This is a genomic window from Photobacterium kishitanii (assembly GCF_000613045.3).
Lineage (GTDB): Bacteria > Pseudomonadota > Gammaproteobacteria > Enterobacterales > Vibrionaceae > Photobacterium > Photobacterium kishitanii.
On the sequence record NZ_LN794353.1, the window covers coordinates 1,397,960 to 1,418,135 of the forward strand.

Annotated in this window: 18 protein-coding genes; 6 read left to right on the top strand and 12 right to left on the bottom strand. The window is 38.7% G+C overall.

Annotated features, from left to right (window positions below; genetic code table 11):
- Positions 1-18 precede the first annotated feature (18 nt).
- Positions 19-399 (bottom strand): glycine cleavage system protein GcvH, encoded by a 381-nt coding sequence (gene gcvH / locus PPBDW_RS21235; protein ID WP_036792564.1) that lies wholly within the window; start codon positions 397-399, stop codon positions 19-21.
- 247 nt (positions 400-646) lie between these two features.
- Here gcvH and gcvT point away from each other — a divergent pair, with 247 nt between their 5' ends.
- A complete protein-coding gene (gene gcvT, locus PPBDW_RS21240; RefSeq protein ID WP_036792561.1) occupies positions 647-1,768 on the top strand; it encodes a glycine cleavage system aminomethyltransferase GcvT in 1,122 nt (373 codons plus the stop codon).
- A 129-nt stretch (positions 1,769-1,897) separates the two neighbouring features.
- On the opposite strand, the gene PPBDW_RS21245 is transcribed toward gcvT, so the two are convergent.
- The 7 genes from PPBDW_RS21245 to PPBDW_RS21275 all read right to left on the bottom strand — a co-directional run bounded on the left by PPBDW_RS21245 (position 1,898) and on the right by PPBDW_RS21275 (position 10,643).
- On the bottom strand, positions 1,898-2,089 hold the full coding sequence (locus tag PPBDW_RS21245) for a hypothetical protein (RefSeq protein ID WP_036792558.1): 192 nt from the start codon (positions 2,087-2,089) through the stop codon (positions 1,898-1,900).
- Positions 2,090-2,382: 293 nt separating this feature from the next.
- Complete coding sequence (locus tag PPBDW_RS21250) at positions 2,383-3,495, bottom strand: M20/M25/M40 family metallo-hydrolase (RefSeq protein WP_036792556.1); 1,113 nt, start codon at positions 3,493-3,495, stop codon at positions 2,383-2,385.
- A gap of 280 nt (positions 3,496-3,775) precedes the next feature.
- Positions 3,776-5,050, bottom strand: coding sequence for a tyrosine--tRNA ligase (tyrS, locus tag PPBDW_RS21255; RefSeq protein ID WP_036792553.1), 1,275 nt, complete (start codon positions 5,048-5,050; stop codon positions 3,776-3,778).
- A gap of 29 nt (positions 5,051-5,079) precedes the next feature.
- Positions 5,080-6,303 (bottom strand): amino acid permease, encoded by a 1,224-nt coding sequence (locus PPBDW_RS21260; protein ID WP_036792551.1) that lies wholly within the window; start codon positions 6,301-6,303, stop codon positions 5,080-5,082.
- Positions 6,304-6,462: 159 nt separating this feature from the next.
- Entirely contained in the window at positions 6,463-8,376 is a 1,914-nt protein-coding gene (locus PPBDW_RS21265; protein ID WP_036792548.1) for a pyridoxal phosphate-dependent decarboxylase family protein, read from the bottom strand.
- 226 nt (positions 8,377-8,602) lie between these two features.
- Entirely contained in the window at positions 8,603-10,036 is a 1,434-nt protein-coding gene (locus PPBDW_RS21270) for an APC family permease (protein WP_036792546.1), read from the bottom strand.
- A 262-nt stretch (positions 10,037-10,298) separates the two neighbouring features.
- Positions 10,299-10,643 carry a hypothetical protein gene (locus PPBDW_RS21275; protein WP_156312918.1) on the bottom strand — a complete coding sequence of 115 codons (345 nt, stop codon included), beginning with the start codon at positions 10,641-10,643 and terminating at the stop codon, positions 10,299-10,301.
- A gap of 559 nt (positions 10,644-11,202) precedes the next feature.
- Between PPBDW_RS21275 and PPBDW_RS21280 the strand changes: the two genes are divergently transcribed.
- Positions 11,203-11,910 carry a GntR family transcriptional regulator gene (locus PPBDW_RS21280; RefSeq protein WP_330144403.1) on the top strand — a complete coding sequence of 236 codons (708 nt, stop codon included), beginning with the start codon at positions 11,203-11,205 and terminating at the stop codon, positions 11,908-11,910.
- A gap of 144 nt (positions 11,911-12,054) precedes the next feature.
- Positions 12,055-13,236, top strand: a complete 1,182-nt coding sequence (locus PPBDW_RS21285; protein ID WP_036792540.1) for an amino acid aminotransferase — start codon at positions 12,055-12,057, stop codon at positions 13,234-13,236.
- A gap of 84 nt (positions 13,237-13,320) precedes the next feature.
- On the opposite strand, the gene PPBDW_RS21290 is transcribed toward PPBDW_RS21285, so the two are convergent.
- From PPBDW_RS21290 to PPBDW_RS21300, 3 genes are all read right to left on the bottom strand, one after another.
- Positions 13,321-13,701: a PH domain-containing protein gene (locus tag PPBDW_RS21290; protein WP_036792538.1), complete on the bottom strand. Its 381-nt coding sequence runs from the start codon at positions 13,699-13,701 to the stop codon at positions 13,321-13,323.
- Positions 13,702-13,964: 263 nt separating this feature from the next.
- A complete protein-coding gene (locus PPBDW_RS21295; protein WP_036792536.1) occupies positions 13,965-14,789 on the bottom strand; it encodes a phosphate ABC transporter substrate-binding protein in 825 nt (274 codons plus the stop codon).
- 134 nt (positions 14,790-14,923) lie between these two features.
- Positions 14,924-15,346 carry a DUF3859 domain-containing protein gene (locus tag PPBDW_RS21300; RefSeq protein WP_036792533.1) on the bottom strand — a complete coding sequence of 141 codons (423 nt, stop codon included), beginning with the start codon at positions 15,344-15,346 and terminating at the stop codon, positions 14,924-14,926.
- A 205-nt stretch (positions 15,347-15,551) separates the two neighbouring features.
- Here PPBDW_RS21300 and PPBDW_RS21305 point away from each other — a divergent pair, with 205 nt between their 5' ends.
- The 3 genes from PPBDW_RS21305 (at position 15,552) to PPBDW_RS21315 (ending at position 19,260) form a co-directional block, all read left to right on the top strand.
- The gene (locus tag PPBDW_RS21305; protein ID WP_036792531.1) at positions 15,552-16,472 is read left to right on the top strand and encodes a LysR family transcriptional regulator; all 921 of its coding nucleotides are present in this window, start codon (positions 15,552-15,554) and stop codon (positions 16,470-16,472) included.
- A gap of 205 nt (positions 16,473-16,677) precedes the next feature.
- Positions 16,678-17,787 carry an NAD/NADP-dependent octopine/nopaline dehydrogenase family protein gene (locus PPBDW_RS21310; RefSeq protein WP_036792528.1) on the top strand — a complete coding sequence of 370 codons (1,110 nt, stop codon included), beginning with the start codon at positions 16,678-16,680 and terminating at the stop codon, positions 17,785-17,787.
- A gap of 66 nt (positions 17,788-17,853) precedes the next feature.
- Positions 17,854-19,260: a YfcC family protein gene (locus PPBDW_RS21315; RefSeq protein ID WP_036792525.1), complete on the top strand. Its 1,407-nt coding sequence runs from the start codon at positions 17,854-17,856 to the stop codon at positions 19,258-19,260.
- A 60-nt stretch (positions 19,261-19,320) separates the two neighbouring features.
- Here the strand turns inward: PPBDW_RS21315 and PPBDW_RS21320 are convergent, their stop codons facing one another.
- A complete protein-coding gene (locus PPBDW_RS21320; protein WP_036792522.1) occupies positions 19,321-20,145 on the bottom strand; it encodes a 5'-methylthioadenosine/S-adenosylhomocysteine nucleosidase in 825 nt (274 codons plus the stop codon).
- Between the last annotated feature and the right edge of the window lie 31 nt (positions 20,146-20,176).

A 20,176-nucleotide genomic window follows, 5' to 3' on the forward strand; every position in this document is an offset into this window, starting at 1 on the left:
TCTTTCCTTGGCGTGGCATTATTCTTCAGCGATAGAAGCAAGGTAAGTGTCACTATCTATTAGTTCTGAAAGCTGTGACATATCGTCTAATTTTATTTTAGCGATCCAACCGCCGTTATAAGGGTCTTCATTAATAAGTTCAGGGCTATCATCTAATGAACTATTGGTTTCAAGAATTTGTCCACTCACTGGCGCGTAAATATCAGAGGCTGCTTTAACTGATTCCACCAATGAAAACGTTTTTCCCGCATCGGCTGCATCACCAATATCAGGCAGATCAACAAAAACGACATCACCTAACAATTTTTGTGCATGATCTGAAATGCCCATGGTGATAGTGCCATCACCGTTATCACGTACCCATTCATGGCTAGCTGTAAATTTTAGTGTCGTTTCCATGGCTGTACTCCTAGGGGTAGATTATGTAGGTAATCATGTTGATTAATATTGTTATTATTTATTTTTTAAGTAGGGATGTTAATTTGTTGATTTAAATTCTACGTAATCGTTTGCTTGTTGTCATAGCTATTTAACAATATTGCGGATCTGATCAAGATATCAACGATTGGCTTTTCCGTTCATGTTGTGCTTTTGGTAGGGTGAAACAATCGCTGGAGAATATCTGCTGTTATTGGAGTAAATCATCATGTCTCAACATTTATTACATACCCCGCTCTATGCTCTACATGTCAAGATGGGTGCTAAAATGGTTCCCTTTGCTGGTTATGAAATGCCTGTACAGTATGCTTTGGGGGTTAAAAAAGAGCATCTTCATTGCCGTAATGCTGCGGGGTTATTTGATGTTTCTCATATGGGACAGTTGCGTCTAAGCGGCGAAAATGCGGCGAAAATGCTCGAAATGTTAGTTCCTGTTGATATTATAGATTTGCCACAAGGTAAGCAGCGTTATGCTTTTTTCACTAATAAAGATGGTGGAATTGAAGACGATTTAATGGTGACGAATTTTGATGATCATCTGTTCGTTGTGGTTAATGCAGCGTGTAAAAAGCAAGATATTGATCACTTACAGTCACATTTGCAAACAGGTGTTGAATTGACAGTGATAGAGGATAGGGCACTATTAGCACTGCAAGGCCCTAAAGCGGTTGAGGTGTTAGCGCAATTAAATCCTCAAGTGCGTGAGATGGTATTTATGGATGCCGTTCGTATCGAGCTGTTAGGCCAAGAATGCTATGTCAGTCGTTCAGGTTATACTGGTGAAGATGGATTTGAGATTTCAGTGCTAAATACACATGCAGAAGCACTAGCAACAGCTTTACTTGCAGATGAAAATGTTGAATGGATAGGATTAGGTGCACGTGATTCACTGCGTTTAGAGTGTGGGTTATGTTTATATGGCCATGATCTCGACCAGACCACGACACCTATTGAAGCAAGTTTGTTATGGGGAATAAGTAAAGTTCGTCGTAGTGGTGGTGAGCGTGCTGGTGGCTTTATCGGGGCTGATGTAATTTTAACGCAGATGGCAACTAAAGCGGTAAGTCGTAAGCGAGTCGGATTGATTGGTCAAACAAAAGCGCCAGTTCGTGAAGGGAGCCTGTTATTTGATGCTGATGATAATCAAGTTGGGGTTGTAACCAGCGGTAGTTTTGGTCCCTCAATTGGTATCCCTGTAGCAATGGCATATGTTGCGTTGACTAGCAGTAATGTGGATACAGTATTATTTGCAGAAGTACGTGGAAAGCGATTACCAATGACAGTAACGCAAATGCCGTTTGTTGCTCAACATTATTATCGCGGTAAATAGGGTATCACGGTAAATAAGGTATAGCGGTAAATAAGGGACAGTAATGAGTTGCAACTGTAGTGAATAAGATTCTTTATTGAGGCGTATAATTGCACGCCTCAGTGCTTAAGTGTGAATAATTTATAAAACTTAAGTTATATTATTAAAATCTTTATAGACAGAACGAAACATTAACTGGAACCCTTCTTTTGTGAGTTCTTTTGCTTCGATTTTTGCGGCAGTTAAGCGTCGATAACACTCTGCGAGTGTTTTAATAAATAGATCTTTTTCTCTGGGTGTAAGATGTTGAATATCCATCGTAAAATCTTCTTTTTTGAGCATTGCGCTCTATATCTGAGATAGTATTATTATAATTAGATACAGATGTTAGTCGTAGTATCTTGCGTTCAATAATGATCATTATGATATGAACAGCTAGAGTATATTCTATTTAGTTATGTTCTGGTAGAGGCTTGTTTCTATAACATAGTTAAATTAATTGTTAATAATATTAACTAGTTATTTAGTTTGATAGGTATATTTTTCAATGCAACGTCTTACTTATTTTTACAATGGATAATAACAAGTAAGACATTGTGGTTGTTTTGTTGAATCGTGTTATTTTTGCTGTTTTTTTAGTTACTATTGCATAAGAATGTATACATGAACTCGGTTATTTTAGTCATATCATCAACGGTAATAAATTCTTCAGTTGTATGAACTTTACTCATACCAGTCGATAGGTTGACAGTTTTCAAACCGTTACCATTAAATACATTCGCATCACTGCCACCACCAGTCGATTTGGTGAATGGTGTTAAGCCATTTGCGGTAAACGCAGCCATAATACTTTGTACGTGCGGATCATTATCATCAATGTGATAAGCATTATAAGAGCGAGTAGATTCAATATTGACGCTAGCACCGTGTTTAGCCGCTGCTTGTTCAAAGACCTCAATCATATGAGCTGCTTGTTGCTCAAGTTTAGTATTATTTAAAGAGCGAGCTTCCGCTGCAAGATAAAGCGAAGGCATGACGATGTTGGTCACTTGACCACCTTGAACAACCCCAATATTAGCTGTGGTTTCTTCGTCAATACGTGATAAACGCATGTTACTAATGGCATCAGCAGCAACCGTCAGCGCATTAATACCTTCTTCTGGCGCTAAGCCTGCGTGGGCTGGTTTACCTGTGATAGTCACTTTTAAACTCTGTTGTCCAGGCGCAGTTGTCACAATCGCTCCAATTGCGCCACCTGAATCTAATACTATTGCCTTATTAGCGGTGATGTAGCTCATATCAAATACTTTAGAGCCTTGTAAACCACCTTCTTCGTGAACAGTGAAAGCTAATTCAATGGTCTTATGTTCTCGATTATCCGCTTGAATACAGCGTACTGCCTCCATAATGGCAGCAATGCCAGATTTATCATCGCCTCCCAGAATGGTATTACCTTTAGAACGAATAATCCCATCTTCAATAATCGGCTCAATATCATTACCTGGATTCACTGTATCCATGTGGCAACTAATCGCAATTGTGTCATTGATATTGCCATCTAAGCGAGCGTAGATATTAAAGCCGTTAGAAATAGCTTCTGGTACGGGTAGGCGATGGACACTGAAGCCTAACTCACCTAATTGCTCAGCAAGCGTTTCGGCAATGGCTTTTTCATTACGCGATTCGCTATTGATTTTGATCAGTTCAATGAAATGGTTAATAAGGCGTTGCTGATTAATTGTCGACATAATTTAGCTTCAAGTTGTCATTGGGGATCATGACTGTAAACGTAAACTGCTGGATGCGACTTGGGGCTAAATCAAATTAATTGATGATTTATTAATAAAAATGTCAAATTATGATGTGTGAGTCTTATTTTATTGCGGCGGTGATTGAGTGGTATAGCGACTCATTGAGTATGCGTGGAATTATTCGAGCCGTGGTTTAGATAATAAAAAACCACCGTTATTATAGTAACGGTGGTTTTTGTTGTTACCTATAAGCTAGATAGCAGTTATCCATTAAGGATTAACCCCAAACGATAAGGCTGTAGTTTTTCTTACCGCGACGGATAAGAGTGTAACGACCAAACAGTTTATCAGCATCTTGGAACTTGTAGTAAGCGTCACTTACTTTCTCGCCATTAACCATGATAGCGTTTGACTCGATATGAGTTTTCGCTTGGCTACGAGATGTTGCAAGTTCAGCATTAACAAGCACTTGTTGAAGATCGTCTTCACTAGATGCTTGCGCCGTTGGCATACCATCTTGTGCTAGTTGAGCAAAATCAGACTCTGATAAGTGTTCAAGATCATTTTCAAATAGGCAGCGAGTAATGTTCTGTGCTGCTTCTAATTGTGCTTGACCGTGTACTAATGCTGTCGCTTTTTCTGCAAGAATACGCTGTGCTTGAGGTGCTTTACCACTGTTACGATCATCTTCTTCGATCTGTTGAATTTCTTCTTCAGAAAGGAAAGTAAAGAAACGTAAGAAACGGTATACGTCAGCATCAGCTGTGTTCATCCAGAATTGGTAGAACTTGTATGGGCTAGTTTTGCTTGGATCTAACCAAACTGCACCGCCTTCAGTTTTACCAAACTTAGTACCATCAGACTTAGTAATTAGCGGTACAGTCATACCGAATACTTGCTGTTGGTTCATACGACGAGTTAGGTCGATACCTGCTGTGATGTTACCCCATTGGTCAGAACCACCAATTTGTAGTTCCATCCCCATGTCTTTGTTCATGCTTGCAAAGTCATAAGACTGTAGCAAGCTGTAAGCGAACTCAGTAAAAGAGATACCTACTTCGTCACGGTTAATACGTTGCTTAACAGATTCTTTGCTGATCATTTGGTTAACAGAGAAGTGTTTACCAATATCACGTAAGAATGTTAGTACATCCATATTACCGAACCAGTCATGGTTGTTTACCATGCGAGCAGGGTTAGTTGCATTGTCAAAATCAAGGAAAGGAGAAACTTGACGTTGGATTTTAGTAACCCAGTCTGCAACAATATCTAAAGTGTTAAGTGAACGCTCAGTCGCTTTGAAGCTTGGATCTCCAATCATACCGGTAGCGCCGCCAACCAAGGCTACTGGATTATGACCCGCTTCTTGGAAGCGCTTAAGGCAAAGTAGAGGTACCAGATGACCTAGGTGCAAACTATCTGCCGTTGGATCAAAGCCGCAATATAATGTAATCGGACCTTTTGCTAAACGTTCGCTTAAAGCTTCTTCATCCGTAATTTGAGCGATCAGACCGCGATCTTTAAGCTCCTGAATTAAATTCAAATGATTCATGTGTTCTCCAATAATCATTTTATTTACGTTTAATTAAAAATAGGTACGGCATTATTCAATGTCAGTATCTGGTTTATTATGACTTGTAGACCAATAAATCCTACAACAAATAACGCTATATTATTTGTCGCTACATTATATTCAATTTGATGTTGTTTACCACGAAGTTTTCTAAGGGCAAGCACAGGAAATAGAATTGCTAGGATTGTTAAGAAAATTGCTGCTGCACCTAAAGCAGGAACAAAGCCATTAGGATACACTAGAGTGAAAACCAAAGGTGGCAAGTAGCATAGTACAGCAGTCATTAATCTATCTGTTGTATTATTACCACGTTTGAAGGTACTTGCCAATGAATCAAATAACCCTAATGAAACACATAGATAGGAAGTGAACATGGCGATGGACGAGAAAGCACCAATTAGGTAAATAATGTTGTTATTTTGAATAAATATCTGCATTTGTTGAAGCATAACGCCAACACTAGAGCCGTGTTGTGCAACATATTGAAAACTATGGTTACCAAATCGAGGTAACGAGCCCAACATGCTAATCTCCCAAATAATATAAACAATGAGAGGAATTAAACCACCAGCAACAAAAATATTGCGCAATGTTTTCGGTTTATCACGGCCAATATATTTCACCATACTTGGTACACTGCCATGAAATCCGAACGCAGTAATAAACACAGGGATCGCCGCAAAAGCATATTTGGCTGAGTCGTGGTTGTTGACTAAAAAATGACCATGAAGATAAGGGATTATCGTGATAACCAGAATAAAGAAAATAACAATGTTACTAGTAAATAATACGCGGTTAGCAATATCAACCGCTTTGGTGCTAATAAATACAATGGTTGCAATAATTACAGTGAATATAATTGCAATGGTATGAGATGATAACGATATATGAAAATAATCAGTAAAATCACTTTTATATATAGAAGAAGCACCTGCTATATAAGCACAAGATAATGCATAGAGTAATAATAGGAGTGATATATTAATAACCCATTTACCGGGTTTACCAAATAAGTCATAGGCAATAGCTTCAAGGCCAGTACCTTCAGGATAATTAAGACAAACTTCTAATAACATTAATCCGGTATAGGTCATTACCCCCCATAAAACGGTCAATAGAAGAATGGTGTTATAAATTCCTAACCCCGCAGAAATTAAGGGTAAAGCAAGCATTCCAGCACCTAGCATAGTACCTGAAATAAGTAGTGTCGCGCCAATAGACTTTACATTCATGACGATTGTCCTGCAGATAGTACCTAATAGTTACCAAGGTATTAGGTAATAAAAACTTAACTGTCGATAATAAATAATCGACGATAATTAATAAATATATAAATTGGTTTCATTATTATAAAAAAACGCCAGTCATAAAGACTGGCGCTGTATTCCTTATTAAGCAGCTGTATGTGCTAATTTTTGTTTATTTTCTTCATCAATAATTTCACTTAGAAGGCTTGTGAATACATCACGAAGGTTATTCCAGTAATTATTAAAACGAATTTCATCACGTAGGAAGTGAGTCATAACCGCTGAACGAAGAATATAAACAGAACCAACTGTATTCCACTCGTTTTCACTAAAGCCACGGCTTTCTGCGTAAAGACGTGGTGTTTGACCATATTCTTCTTCTGATAGAGAAGTAGAAGAGGTTAGGAAGTCTTTAGTGTAAGTACGGCCAGTCGCGTAAGAACATAGTTCGTAAATGCGTTGGTTTAGTTTGTTGTGCGCTTCTAAGCTATCGTTACCGATTTCTTTGAAGGTAAAATCAACCATATGGAAGTCTGGGTGCATAAGAGGACGAACCTCAAAACGACGCCCATCGACAACAAATGGTTCTGCTGTTGCTAGTTTCTTAGCGAACCAATCAGCAGTTACAATACCACGGCCAATAACATGACCATAGCCACTTACATTTAACGGAACAAGACGGTGTGCAGCCCAAACAGCTGCAGCTGTAGCACCTGCTTTTGAGCCTTCCATGATAGAAGAGCCTAGTACTACTTGCTTATCTTCATCGTTATCATCGTCAGCTTCTTCAAATACATAAGCTGCGTGGTAAGAGATTAAGTCAACAATACGCTTATCTTTCATTGCAACAGCACCAGCTGCGTACTGAATGAAACCAACTTTATGTGGATCGACAGTAATAGAATCTGCTTCAGACATAGCAGCAAATGCATCGTAAACGTCACGTTTTGGCCATACCACACCTTCTGGAATGATCTCATCGTTACGATAACGTTCAATTAATGCATCATATTCCATGAATTGGTTGTCATCATTAAGGAACATAGAACGAACGTAACCACCGTAAGCAGCATCGACATGTACGTAGAAAGATGAGCCGTATTTCTCTTCACATTCTTGGCGAAGTTTCATTACTTCATGAACAGGGTCAATAGAGCCTTCTTCTGTTGTACCTACTACCGATACCATTCCTAGGATCGGAGTACCTTCTTCCATTAGTTTGAAGGTTACTTCACGCATTTTTTCAACGTCAGTACGGTAGTTACCATCAACTTCTAGTGGAATAATGTGTTCTTGACCTAAGCCAAGTACGTCCATTGCTTTCATCCATGAGTAGTGCTTAGAACGAGGAACAAGGAATTTACCTAATTTACCCGCATCAACCCCGACGCCACGTGCTGTTAATGCACGAACTTCTTCAAAAATACCGCGTTTTTTCAATTCATCAGTTAAATCAAGAATATCTTTAGATTTCATATTCAGTAACTGGTGCTCAGTCATACCTTCAACAAGATCTTTTGATTTCTCACAAGCTGCAATCGCGAGTGGCATTGTTTTAAGGTTACGTGCAACCCAAACACCTTCATAGTTAGCAACTGTACCGCCTGAAGTGATATGTGCCCATGATTTGTTTACATCGTAGCCAAACATGCGGCATAGGTCATGACCTGCAGCCAACTCAAGTTCTGTAGTCACAGGAGAAGCCTCATGTGCACAGTTATTTGGGTTGTAAAGCATGGTCATCACGTATGCAAGGTTTGATACCATTAATGTATCGGCATTCATATGGCCAAGGTAACGAGGTGAGAACCAAGGCACTGACTTTGTTTTAAGACGTGCAGATAGATCTTGTAGAATGCCTTCAGTACGGTAAAGCGTATCGCGGAAATCAGGCTGATGTTGTGTAACAGGAGTCATCAATGGTGCATCTTCCGGGTGGAAGTCAGAGCGCCAGTGCATATGTTCACTGATTGCGTAATCCATCATTTCTTTAAAGAATACTTGGTTTTCTGATTTTGGACCTAAGAATAGGGCATCTACGTTCATTTTGTCGCTCATAATAAAACCTATTTACTTATCAATAAACGCAATTCAAAAGACGGTTTGTGAGTCATAATGAATATATTGTTTTAGTAGTTAATTTAATAATTTTTGGTCTGAGACCGCTAAATCGATTGTTATAAAGAGAGGAAAGCCATTACCAATAGCTCATTAATTGTATTAACGGCTTTCTCTCTATTACCTGCGATAGCGTTGATAAACGTTAAGGAGGTTTTGCTATTTATTAATGTGCTTTAGCCGCGGCTTTTGTTAGTTCAGCTTTATTTGAACGCTTACCCCATGCGTATACGATAATTGGGATAATCACCATGACAAGTAAGCCGAAGAACTGGAAGTTGAAGTAACTGCTTGCAGTACCAACGTAGCTTGACGGAGCTTGGAAGCCAAAGTAACCCGCTAGTAGACATGTTGCGATACCTAAGCCTGAGCAGATCCACATACCGATGTTGCCACCAGGAACTGTAAAGCTACGTTTCATATCAGGACGCTTGTAACGTAGGTAGATTGCAGCAGAGAACATTAGTAAGTAAGCAACGATGTAAACAAGAGACGTTAGACCTAGTAGCATAAAGTAGAATGAATCTACGTTAGGCATTACACAGATAAGCACACCAACAATTGAGATTAGGATAGCTTGTAGGTAAATAAGGTTAACAGGCACGCCTTCTTTGTTGGTTTTTTGTAGAACTTTAGGTAGTGCACCTGCGTTAGCTGTTGCTTGTAGACCACGAACTGGACCAAGAACCCATGAGTTCACCTGACCTGCAAGACCGATCGCCATACAAATAGCCATGATAGGTGTTAACCAACCTAGACCCCACATATCGAAGTAAGTCTGGAATGCTTGGATAAGACCCGCAGTCATTGAAATGTGTTTAGTTGGAATACCGATGAAGATTGCGAATGAACCAACAACAGAAACAATAACCACAAATAGTGCAACTAGGAATACAGCAATAGGGTAGTTACGCTCAGCATTTTTAACGTGGGATACGTTTGACGCTGATACTTCCATACCCATAACTACGAATACGAAGCCAATGAATAGTGCCCAAGTACCTTTATCTGAAAAATCAGGAATAAGGTTTGCTGTAGTAAATGAAAGATCAGTAACAATAGGGTGACCACCTGCAAGGTAAGCGATCGCACATGCTACAAGGACGAAGAAAGGTAAGAACACACCCAAGATTACACAAAGAGTGGATACCCAACCTAGTGTTTTAACACCACGCATATTACCTAGCGTACATGCCCAATAAACCACTAAGATTACGGCAAGAATGTACATCTTGTTTTGTGCTAATGCAGGATCAAAAGCATAAGCAAAAATTGCGCCGACAATCATCAGAATTGATGTCATGCCGAAAACCATTTGAATCCATTGCATCCATACGGCAACGAAACCCATGCGCTCGCCAAATGCCTCACGAACCCAGATAAAGATACCACCATCTTCAGGCCAAGCTGTTGCTAGCTCTGCCGAAACAAGTGCCGTTGGAATCATAAAACAAATTGCTGCAGCTAACGTTAGGAATATCGTCATCATTCCTGGCTGCGCTGTCATTGGGAGTGTACGTACACTCATAACAACCGCAGCGGTAATCATGACGAAACTAAATACGCCAATTTTAGCGGGTGAAGCATTAGAGCTTGCCATTGTAGACCTCAAAATCTATCAGTTAAGCAGTAAAGACTTAAAAAACGATACTCTATAATTCATCTCAAAATATCGATATTTAAACTGTCTGTCCGTAAAAATCGATTTTATAGTAATGATCGATTTTACTTTTGTGAAGCGAATTTAGCTGTCAAATTCCGATAGTTTAATTTGCATTTTTAAGCAATTGTCGTTTTGGTGATAGTTGTATATTACGAGGAATTGATATTAACTAGTTTGCATATTACTTCAAAGTGGATGATTAGCGCACTAAGCGGGTGATCATTACGATGACTAAACTTGCGGCAAATGCAGTAATGGTCGCGATGAATAAGGTGACGGCAGGAGATAAAATATATAGGGAAATATAATGATCATTAGTTTCGCTAATGATACTTATGATGTAAGGCATTGTAATAGAAAGAAATGTACAAGAAATCCAAGCGAAAAATAATACCCATGCTGAATAGGATTGGATGACGATGAGTACTTTGTTATGGAAATATTCATATTGTTTAATAATATAATGTAAGCTAAATAGAGGCACTAATGACCACAGAATGATAGCGAGACTAAATATACTGTGTTGGTGGTGCCAATTGAACATAATTATATTAATGAGAAATATGCTAATAATAGAATAAATACGATAAGTCATAGTAGTAAAAGGTAAGTTAGGCATTAATGTCTATGATTGTATTTTTTATTAGGCATAAATATCGCTATATCGCTCATAAAAAAGCACAAGAGCGACTATTTCTAAATATTATGATTATAAAAATAACATTTGGTGAGTTTATATGTGTTTATGGTATCTTGAAATGGCATAATAAGATTGAATCTTGTTAGTGGTGGTCGTTTAAGGTATTAATTTAAAAGGTTTATATTTTGGTCTTCGCGATAAATTATCATTGTTAGTATAAAAAGCTGATTGTTGTAGATAATACGTTATCTTATTTAATGTTAAATTAAGGTATTATTATATTAGCGATTTAATGTCATATGAATAGTTATTTGCTTTATTAGCATTAAATTAATAATGAAATTACTGGTAAGTAGTAAGATTTTGGTAATATGTATGCGTAAAAATATTCGGTAATGATAAGTGATTGGGTCTTAGATAACGCCGAGTTTTATATTGTGTGTAACAAAACTAGATGGTTGATATGAATAAAGACAACTTTGCAACCATAAGCGATAGAGTAATGTGCCAAATTAGGCATGATATCTTATGTGGTGAATTTGAAGCTGGGCAGAAGCTTATTCTGAGTGAGTTAAAAGAACGCTACCAAGTTGGCGGAACACCATTGCGGGAGGCGATGGTGCAATTATCATGGCAAAAATATGTCACAATGAAACCACAGAAAGGATTTTGGGTTGCTGATGTATCGTTAGATGAGCTACGGGGTATTTTAAAAACTCGGTTAGCATTGGGGCATGTGGCATTACAAGATGCGATTAAAAAGGGTGATGAGGTTTGGGAGTTACAAATTTTAACCGCTTTCCATAAACTGAATCGTTTAGACCCTGAATCGACATTGTTTGATTACGATGAATGGGAATTACGCCATAAAGAGTTTCATTTATCGTTGGTAGCCTGTGATGGATCTGAATTTATTCGAGAAATGATCTCTCATATCTATGATCAACAAGAACGCTATCGTCATTTTCTACTGAATGCGCGTTTGTCACCAGAAAAACAGTATCATGACAACGGTGAACATGAAGCGTTGATGAAAGCAGTATTAGCACGCAATGCTAATTTAGCGTGCCAATTATTAGAAGAACATAGCGAGCGTTTATATCGCTTACTTGAAGAAGCACCATCGTTAAAAGCATTACTTAATTTACCCGGTGATGAAACGATCTGGTAATAGTCATCAATAATTGATTAAGTTATGAAGCTTAGCTTAATCAATTCCTTATCGTAATTTAAATGTGTGATGTGATTATTTCTAATGACGGCATGAAATTGAAATGCTAATTTGAATTCATGCTTGTTAAATGGAATTTAATCAATGTTCACACAACTTTCTCCTGCACAACCCGATCCAATATTGTCATTATCATTAATTTATAATGCTGATCAGCGTGATAATAAGATGGATCTCGGGATTGGTGTTTATCGTAATAATCATGGCCAGACTCCGATCATGACGGCTATCTCACAGGCTGAGCAACGATTACTACAAACTCAGACAACTAAATCTTATGTCGGTTTAGCTGGTAGCGAAGTATTTAATCAATGCATGATTGATTTGCTACTTGCTGATACTTCTGCACATTGTCGTACTGTCGGTGTTCAAACCCCTGGCGCAAGTGGTGCATTGCGAATGCTCGCTGATCTTATTCATGTAGCTAATGCTAATACCACGGTGTGGTTAACTGATCCAAGTTATGTTAACCATAAACCTGTTATGGAAGCCGCTGGACTTAAAGTTAAATTTTATCCTTACTTTGACAGTGTTACTAAGCGAGTAAATACTGATGCAATGTTATCGACATTAGCGCAAGCAGGTAGTAATGATGTGGTATTACTGCATGGTTGTTGTCATAACCCAACGGGTGCTGATATTGGTATTGAAGATTGGCAAGCGATTACGGCATTAGCGAATAAAAATGGTTTTATGCCGTTTGTTGATATGGCATATCTTGGTTTCGGTGATAGCCTTGAGCAAGATGGTGCCGGCTTGAAGTTTATGGCTGACAATATTGAAGAAATGGTGATCGCAACCTCATGTTCAAAGAACTTTGGGTTATACCGAGAACGTACAGGGGCTGCGTTGTTAGTGGGCAATACGATTAACAATGCTCAAAACGCAAAAGGTCGCATTCTAACTTTAGCGCGTGCAAGTTATACCATGCCACCGGATCATGGCGCTGCACTTGTCGCTGATATTTTGACCGATACTGCGCTAACTGCCGTATGGAAACAAGAATTGACTATGATGCAACAGCGTATTATTGGGTTACGTCAGCGGTTAGTGAAAACATTAGCTGCTAAAGGGTGTGATCAATTTTCGTTTATTGCGGATCATAAAGGTATGTTCTCAATGACAGGGTTGTCGCCAGAACAAATTATGCGTTTGCGTGATGAATTTGCAATTTATGCGGTAGGCGATGGCCGAGTTAATATCGCCGGTTTGCAAGAACAACAGATAGATTACCTTGCTGATGCATTGATTGCTGTCACGCAGTAATCACTGATTTTTTGAAGCTGTAAATAAGAAAAGGTTCGCTATATGGCGAACCTTTTACATTGATGTTGTTTAGCAGGGTTGTTGTTATTTGCCTGCAATCTTTGCAGCGAGTAAGCCTTGTAAAGCGTAGACATTGGTTGAACCATTAAATTCAAGTGCAATTGGGTCGTGTTGACCTGAGATCCACAGCTTTAATTCTGCATCTAGATCAAAGTGGCCCGTTGTTTCCACGGTATACATCGTAATTGATTTATAAGGTATAGAGCGATATTCTACTTTGCGGCCCGTTAATCCTTGCTTATCAATTAAAATTAAGCGGCGATCCGTTAAAATGATCATATCGCGAATTAATTTATAGGCTAATTCGATTTGTTCTCCCTGGCCTAAAATTGTTGCTAACTCTTCGGTAGCATCGTCAATACTCATTTCACCGGCATTGCCCAAGATAGCGTTAAATAGCCCCATGATTTATATCCTATAAAATAATTTACGAGTGTGTATTGAACGCAGTCTAATCGAATTGTGTTTTTTATGCTAGTGTCGGTGAGTTTGAACACGTAACGTACAATCTAAAGAAATGATAAGGTTGGAAATATAAAAAGCGGCAAGCTATTACAGAAGAAAATATGTATAAGTTTACACCCAAACCACAATGAAAGTGCTTTGGGTGTCGGTTCATTCAATTATAGCCGAAAGGAAGGGGGTGGGTTCTTATCTGGCTAACTCATTTAGGACATTGAGATGTAGCCTTTGTCTTTAATTATTTTTTGCCCTGCTGGCGACATAATCCAGGCCAAGAAAGCTTTGGCTGCTGGTTTAAGTTTTCCTGGTTGATTAAGTACTAAGAATGGACGAGATAGTGGGTAAGTGTTGTTTATTACATCAGCAACTGATGCTTTATGACCATTGATCGCCACAGCTTTAAGGGTTTTATCTATTGAGCCGAGGGAAACAAAACCAATGGCGTCTTTGTTATTGGCGACGATAGTTTTTTCAATACCATTACCGCTGGCTACTTGTGCGTGTTGGCTAATTGTTGAGACTTTCATACCATTGATTGTCGTTGTTAGTCCTATTAATTCTTCAAATGCTCCTCGTGTACCAGATCCGTTTTCACGGGTTGTGACTACAACGGGATCACTATTTCCACCCACGCCTGACCACTGAGGAATATCGCCTTCAAATATTTGCTTAATCTGCTGTTTCGTTAAATTGTTGACTGGGTTTGTTGGGTTAACAACCACAGCAATACCATCACGTGCGATTTCAGTTTCAACCAGGCCTGATTTTTTTTCTTTTGCAGACAGGTTGCGTGAAGCCATACCGAGATCATTAACACCTTCAATTGAAGATTTAATGCCTGCACTTGATCCTGTACCGTTAATATCAATAAACACATTAGGGTGATTTTGGTGGTAAGTTTCACCTAAGACTTCCATTACTTCTGTGACTGAGGTTGAACCTGAAACGGCAATGTGCTCGCTTGCCATTGCCGTCGCTGACATTGTGATGCTGGCTGTGATTAATGAAAGCGCGAGTAAAGACTTAGTCATGTGGCGTCCTTTAAAGTGATTAAATTGTTTAGAGACTAAATTAAAGGGCTAATGTGACAGCTTTGTTTCAAACTATAACGCCAGATTGTAAGGTAAGATCTCAAAAATAAGCGCAGATGTTAAAAACAGCTTAGTTAACAACCGCGACGTTTCCAGAATTGGTTTTCATCATGGCTGTAAACGTTAAAGGTTTTCTCCGCGATAATTGTATTGTTTATTTCTAGAGTCATTCTCCAATCACCAATTTTGTTGTCAATCGGTGCCCAGATAGTATCGCCGAGGTAGAAATCCCAATCGTTGTTGCGGATATACAATTCGCCATCAAAAGGCGCCATGATTTCGCCATCAGCGTCAGTGATATTAGGGTGATAAATACAATAGCGGATTTTTTCGCCTCGTGCTTTTTTGATATTAACCGTAAAGCCAAACTCAATATCGATTTCTGCAGGTACATCTAAAGTGAATTGTTGGATTTTGGGTAATTTTTTTGCTTTAGAGTCCCACGTTGAATAAATCCCGTATGAGTCGATACGAATAATTGCTTTTGATTTTGCCATTATAGAGCCGTTATTGCTGGTGGATGAGCCACTATTATAGCGACAAATACAAACTGACTACATATCATTAAGTATGTTACTTGTTTGAAATTATGATTATAAGATTATGTTTTATTTGATGTTGTAGTTTGCTTTAAGCGTCAAAGTTTTTATTAACAATAGTGTTTATGATGGAGCACCGTTATTAATATATATACTAGTGCTTATGAAATTGTCGTATCTAAATGCTTTTCGTGCTGTTGTTGAATGCCAAACCGTAACCGCTGCTGCAGAATTATTGAATATCAGTCAACCTGCGGTTAGTCGTTTATTATCAAGTTTAGAAGATCAATTAAAATTTAAATTGTTTATTCGTCAGCGTAACCGGTTAGTGTTAAGTGATGAGGGCCAAGCATTTTATTTAGAAGTGGCAAAAGTGTTTGATGCCGTTAATGGTTTAGACAGCGCTGCTGAAGCGATTAGAACTCATCATGTAGGATCATTAACGATTGCTGCAATGCCTGTACTTTCGCATGCATTTTTACCGCGAATATTAGCTAATTTCTTACAGCATAACTGCCAAACTAAAATTGGCTTAAAAACCTATCGTTCTGAAGATGTTGTACGCCAAATTCAAACGCAAACTACTGATATTGGTTTTGCGTTTACTACTAATGATATCGCTGGTGTAACCAGCCAAACAGTATCATGTCAATGTGTTGTATTAATTCCAGCATCATCGCCATTAGCACTTAAACGACAACTATCAGTGACTGATTTGGGAAGTGAGTGTGTGATTCGGCATGAAAAAGACATGATTCAGCGCTGTCTTGATAATTTATTACGTCGGCATGAAGTTAAAATTAATAAACAAATTGAGGTATCACTGGCAAGTACTGCCGCAGCTTTAGTTGCTGAGGGGGTCGGCATTGCGATTACTGATCCTTTTACAGCGTATTTAGCCAATGAAACACGAGATGTTGTTATACGACCATTAGCGTTTAATTTACCGTTTGAATTTACGATATTATATCCAGGATTAAGACCAATTCATCGACATGCTGAACGTTTTATTGAGCAGTTTATGTTAACTGCAGACAGGATGGATATTTACTTAAAAGTCGGTCCGATGCATAGCCTATCATGACCCTAAATAGCAATAGGTCACATTATGCATATGATGATGTTAATGATGTATTTTTCACTATCTAACTGTATTTAAAGACTTTAATTTTAATTTATGGAGAAGCTATAACCTAAAGACATAGTATATTGAGGTTATAGTATTATTTCTTATACCTGATTTTTCTTAATGTGATTTTTATCTTATGTCATTACATTAAGGAATAACCATGACAACGCGTGTTTCTATTATTGGTTCAGGTAACGCAGGGCTGACAGCAGCATATCATCTGACATTGCACGGTGCTGATGTATGTTTATATGGTGCGACAGGATTTGATCAACCGTTAGCAGATATAGAAAACAAGGGAGGGATCAAAGCCTTAGCTACTTGTAACGATGTTGAGTTATCTTTTGCTGGTTTTCAAGCCATTGATACTATCACTCGCGACCTGAAACAAGCGGTCGATTATGCCGATATATTGATTTTACCTGTTCCATCTTTTGCTCAAGAGCCGTTATTTCGTTCAATGTTGCCGCATTTAAAAAATGGGCAATTGATTATGTTGATGCCTGGTAATTATGGTTCATTAGTATTAAATAAAATTAAGCATGATGAGGGCTATCACGATTTAGATCTGACTTTTGTCGATGCGATCTCAATTCCATGGGCGACACGCATTGTGGGCCCAGCGGAATTAGCTATTTTGGGTATGAAAAATTATCTTCCTGTTGCAGCCTTGCCTGCTCATCGAACGGAAGTTGCTATTACACGTCTACAACCTTTGATGCCATTACCTTTAACGGCATTAGATAATGTTATTGCTGCTGGATTAGAAAATATTAATTTTGGTGGTCATCCATTACTTACCACATTGAATATGGGCTTGTTAGAGAATTTTGACGGCCAATTTAATTATTATAAAGATTGTTGTTCCGTATCAACTGCACGTGCTGCTGCTGTAATGGAAAATGAACGATTGGCTATTGGGCAAGCGCTTGGTCTGCATTTAATAACAGAACTTGATGCAATGAATGCCTTGTATGACATGGATTGTAAAACCGTTTATGACATTAATCGTACCTCGGAAACCCACGGTAAACTAAACAGTGCTCCTAATTCTGCAAGCAACCGTTATATCACCGAAGATGCTGCCTATTTATTGGTGCCATGCTACGAGTTTGCGCAATTAACAGGGGTTGATACGCCAATCATTACTGCATGCCTACATATTGATAATGCCTATAACGATACTGACTACTTTAAGTGTGGTCGAACATTGAAGCAAATGGGACTCGAAGGAATGGCTGTTACCGACATCATGGCATATGTCGCGTAATACAAAAAAAGCATAAGTCTCTAAAGGGGGCAGATAGATGGAGCCCCTATTTTCAAGGATCTCTTTATGAAAACGCTTAAATTTCCTTCAGCTTATACGATATTAATGTTGCTTACTGTTTTAATGGCAGCCTTAACATGGTTGATCCCTGCGGGTCAGTATCAAATGGTCAATAATGAGACCTTAGGAAAAATGGTACCGTTAGTGGGGTCTTATCAGACGGTTGCCGCTAATCCTCAAGGATTCCTCGATGTATTAATGGCGCCAATTCAAGGCTTTTATGATCCAGCTAATTATATGGCACGCGCCGTTGATGTTGCTTTATTTGTACTTGTTATTGGGGGCTATTTGGCTGTAGTTACTCGCACAGGTGCTATCGATGCTGGTATTGCTAAAACAATGGTACGCCTAAAAGGTAAAGAGCGGTGGATGATCCCTATTTTAATGGGCTTATTTGCTTTGGGAGGCACAGTATATGGTATGGCTGAAGAGACTATCCCATTTTATGCATTACTTATTCCGGTGATGATTGCTGCTGGTTATGATTCAGTTGTTGGTGTCGCCATTATTATGGTTGGTGCTGGAATTGGTTGTTTAGGTTCGACGATTAATCCTTTTGCGACCGTTATTGCATCTAATGCTGCGGAAATAAACTTTGTCGATGGTATTGGGTTACGATTAGCTATCCTAATTATTGGTTGGTTGGCGTGTGTTATTTATGTCATGCGTTATGCTGATAAAGTTAAACGTGATCCATCATTATCTTTAGTCGCCGAACAGCGAGAAGCAAATAAAGCATATTTCTTACATGGTAGTGATGAAGCTGCACCAGAATTAACCTTTACTCGTAAAATTGTGTTAGCTATTTTTGGTTTTACGTTTGCAATTATGATGTGGGGAGTTGCAGCTGAAGGTTGGTGGATGGCTGAGCTTTCAGCATTATTTATTGGCTCTAGTATTGTTGCGGGACTCGTTGGTAAATTATCTGAAGTTGAAATTACTGACAGTTTTATTAATGGTGCGCGTGATTTACTTGGAGTTGCTTTAATTATTGCGATTGCACGTGGACTGGTGGTGGTGATGGATGATGGCAATATTACCCATACCATTTTAAATTTTGCTGAAGGCTTATTAGTGGGTTTGCCGCAAGTGTTATTTATTAACGCTATTTATTGGATAGAAGCGGTATTGTGTTTAGTTGTACCATCATCTTCGGGATTAGCGGTATTATCAATGCCAATTCTGGCACCATTAGCTGATTTTGCTGGTGTGAGTCGTGAGTTGGTTGTTACTGCATTTCAATCGGCATCAGGGCTACCTAACTTAGTGACGCCAACATCGGGAGTGGTAATGGGAGGCTTGGCTATTGGTCGGATTGGTTATTCGACATGGCTACGCTTTATTGGTCCATTACTAGGGTTTTTAACCGCGATGGTAATGGTATTACTTAGTCTAGGGGTGATGTTGGGTTAATTTTATTTCTGAAAATCAGATAACAAGGGCGCTGATATCGCCCTTGTTATTTTGTCAGTATTAGTTACGCATCATGATGAGTTTTTTGGTGTAATCAAGTACAAACTGCTGACAGTCAACCGCAGTTTGTGGATCAAAATCTTGCAGGTGCAGATCGGTATTAGACAAAATACGGATGCCAATAAAAGGTACTTTATAGGCTTGAGCAACTAATGCTGCCGATGAAGTTTCCATTTCTTCTACTGCAGTATTAAAGTTGGTATGCAACCAATTAATACGATCAACTTCGCGGTTCCATTCATCAGCAGTGCCAATAATACCGGTTACTACCTTGCCTTTTTTATAACTACTCGCCATTGATTGCGCGATATCAACTAAACCTTGGTCAGCATAGAAAGCATTATGATCAACTAATTTACCTTGATCACGTAAGCGCATGGTGACGCTAAAATTCTGCCATTGAGTGGGATCGATGCCTTTTCCTTTTGGGGTAAATTCTGATTTATATGCCCCCATATTAAAACTGGTTTTACCAATAACGATATCACCACGTTGTAACAGTGGATCATGCCCACCAGATGTACCCTGATTAATAATTAAGGTTGGCTTAAAACGCTCTATTGCTAGCGTTGTTGCTGCTGCAGCATTAGCGATACCTACTTCTGTACGAGATACCACCACCGGATAATCATTAATTGTTCCTTGCCAAAATGTCCACGCACCGACTGTTGTTTGTGATGTATTTTCAAGTGCATTTATTAGGGCCGAGGTTTCTATATCCATTGCGCCTTGGATCAAGATTGGAGCTGAAGATGGCGTTGCTGCAACGGTTATTGGTGACAAAATAAGGCAGTAAAGTATGAAACCATGTTTAAGTAATGACATTTATTTTCCTAATAGGTTAAAAGCTAAAAAT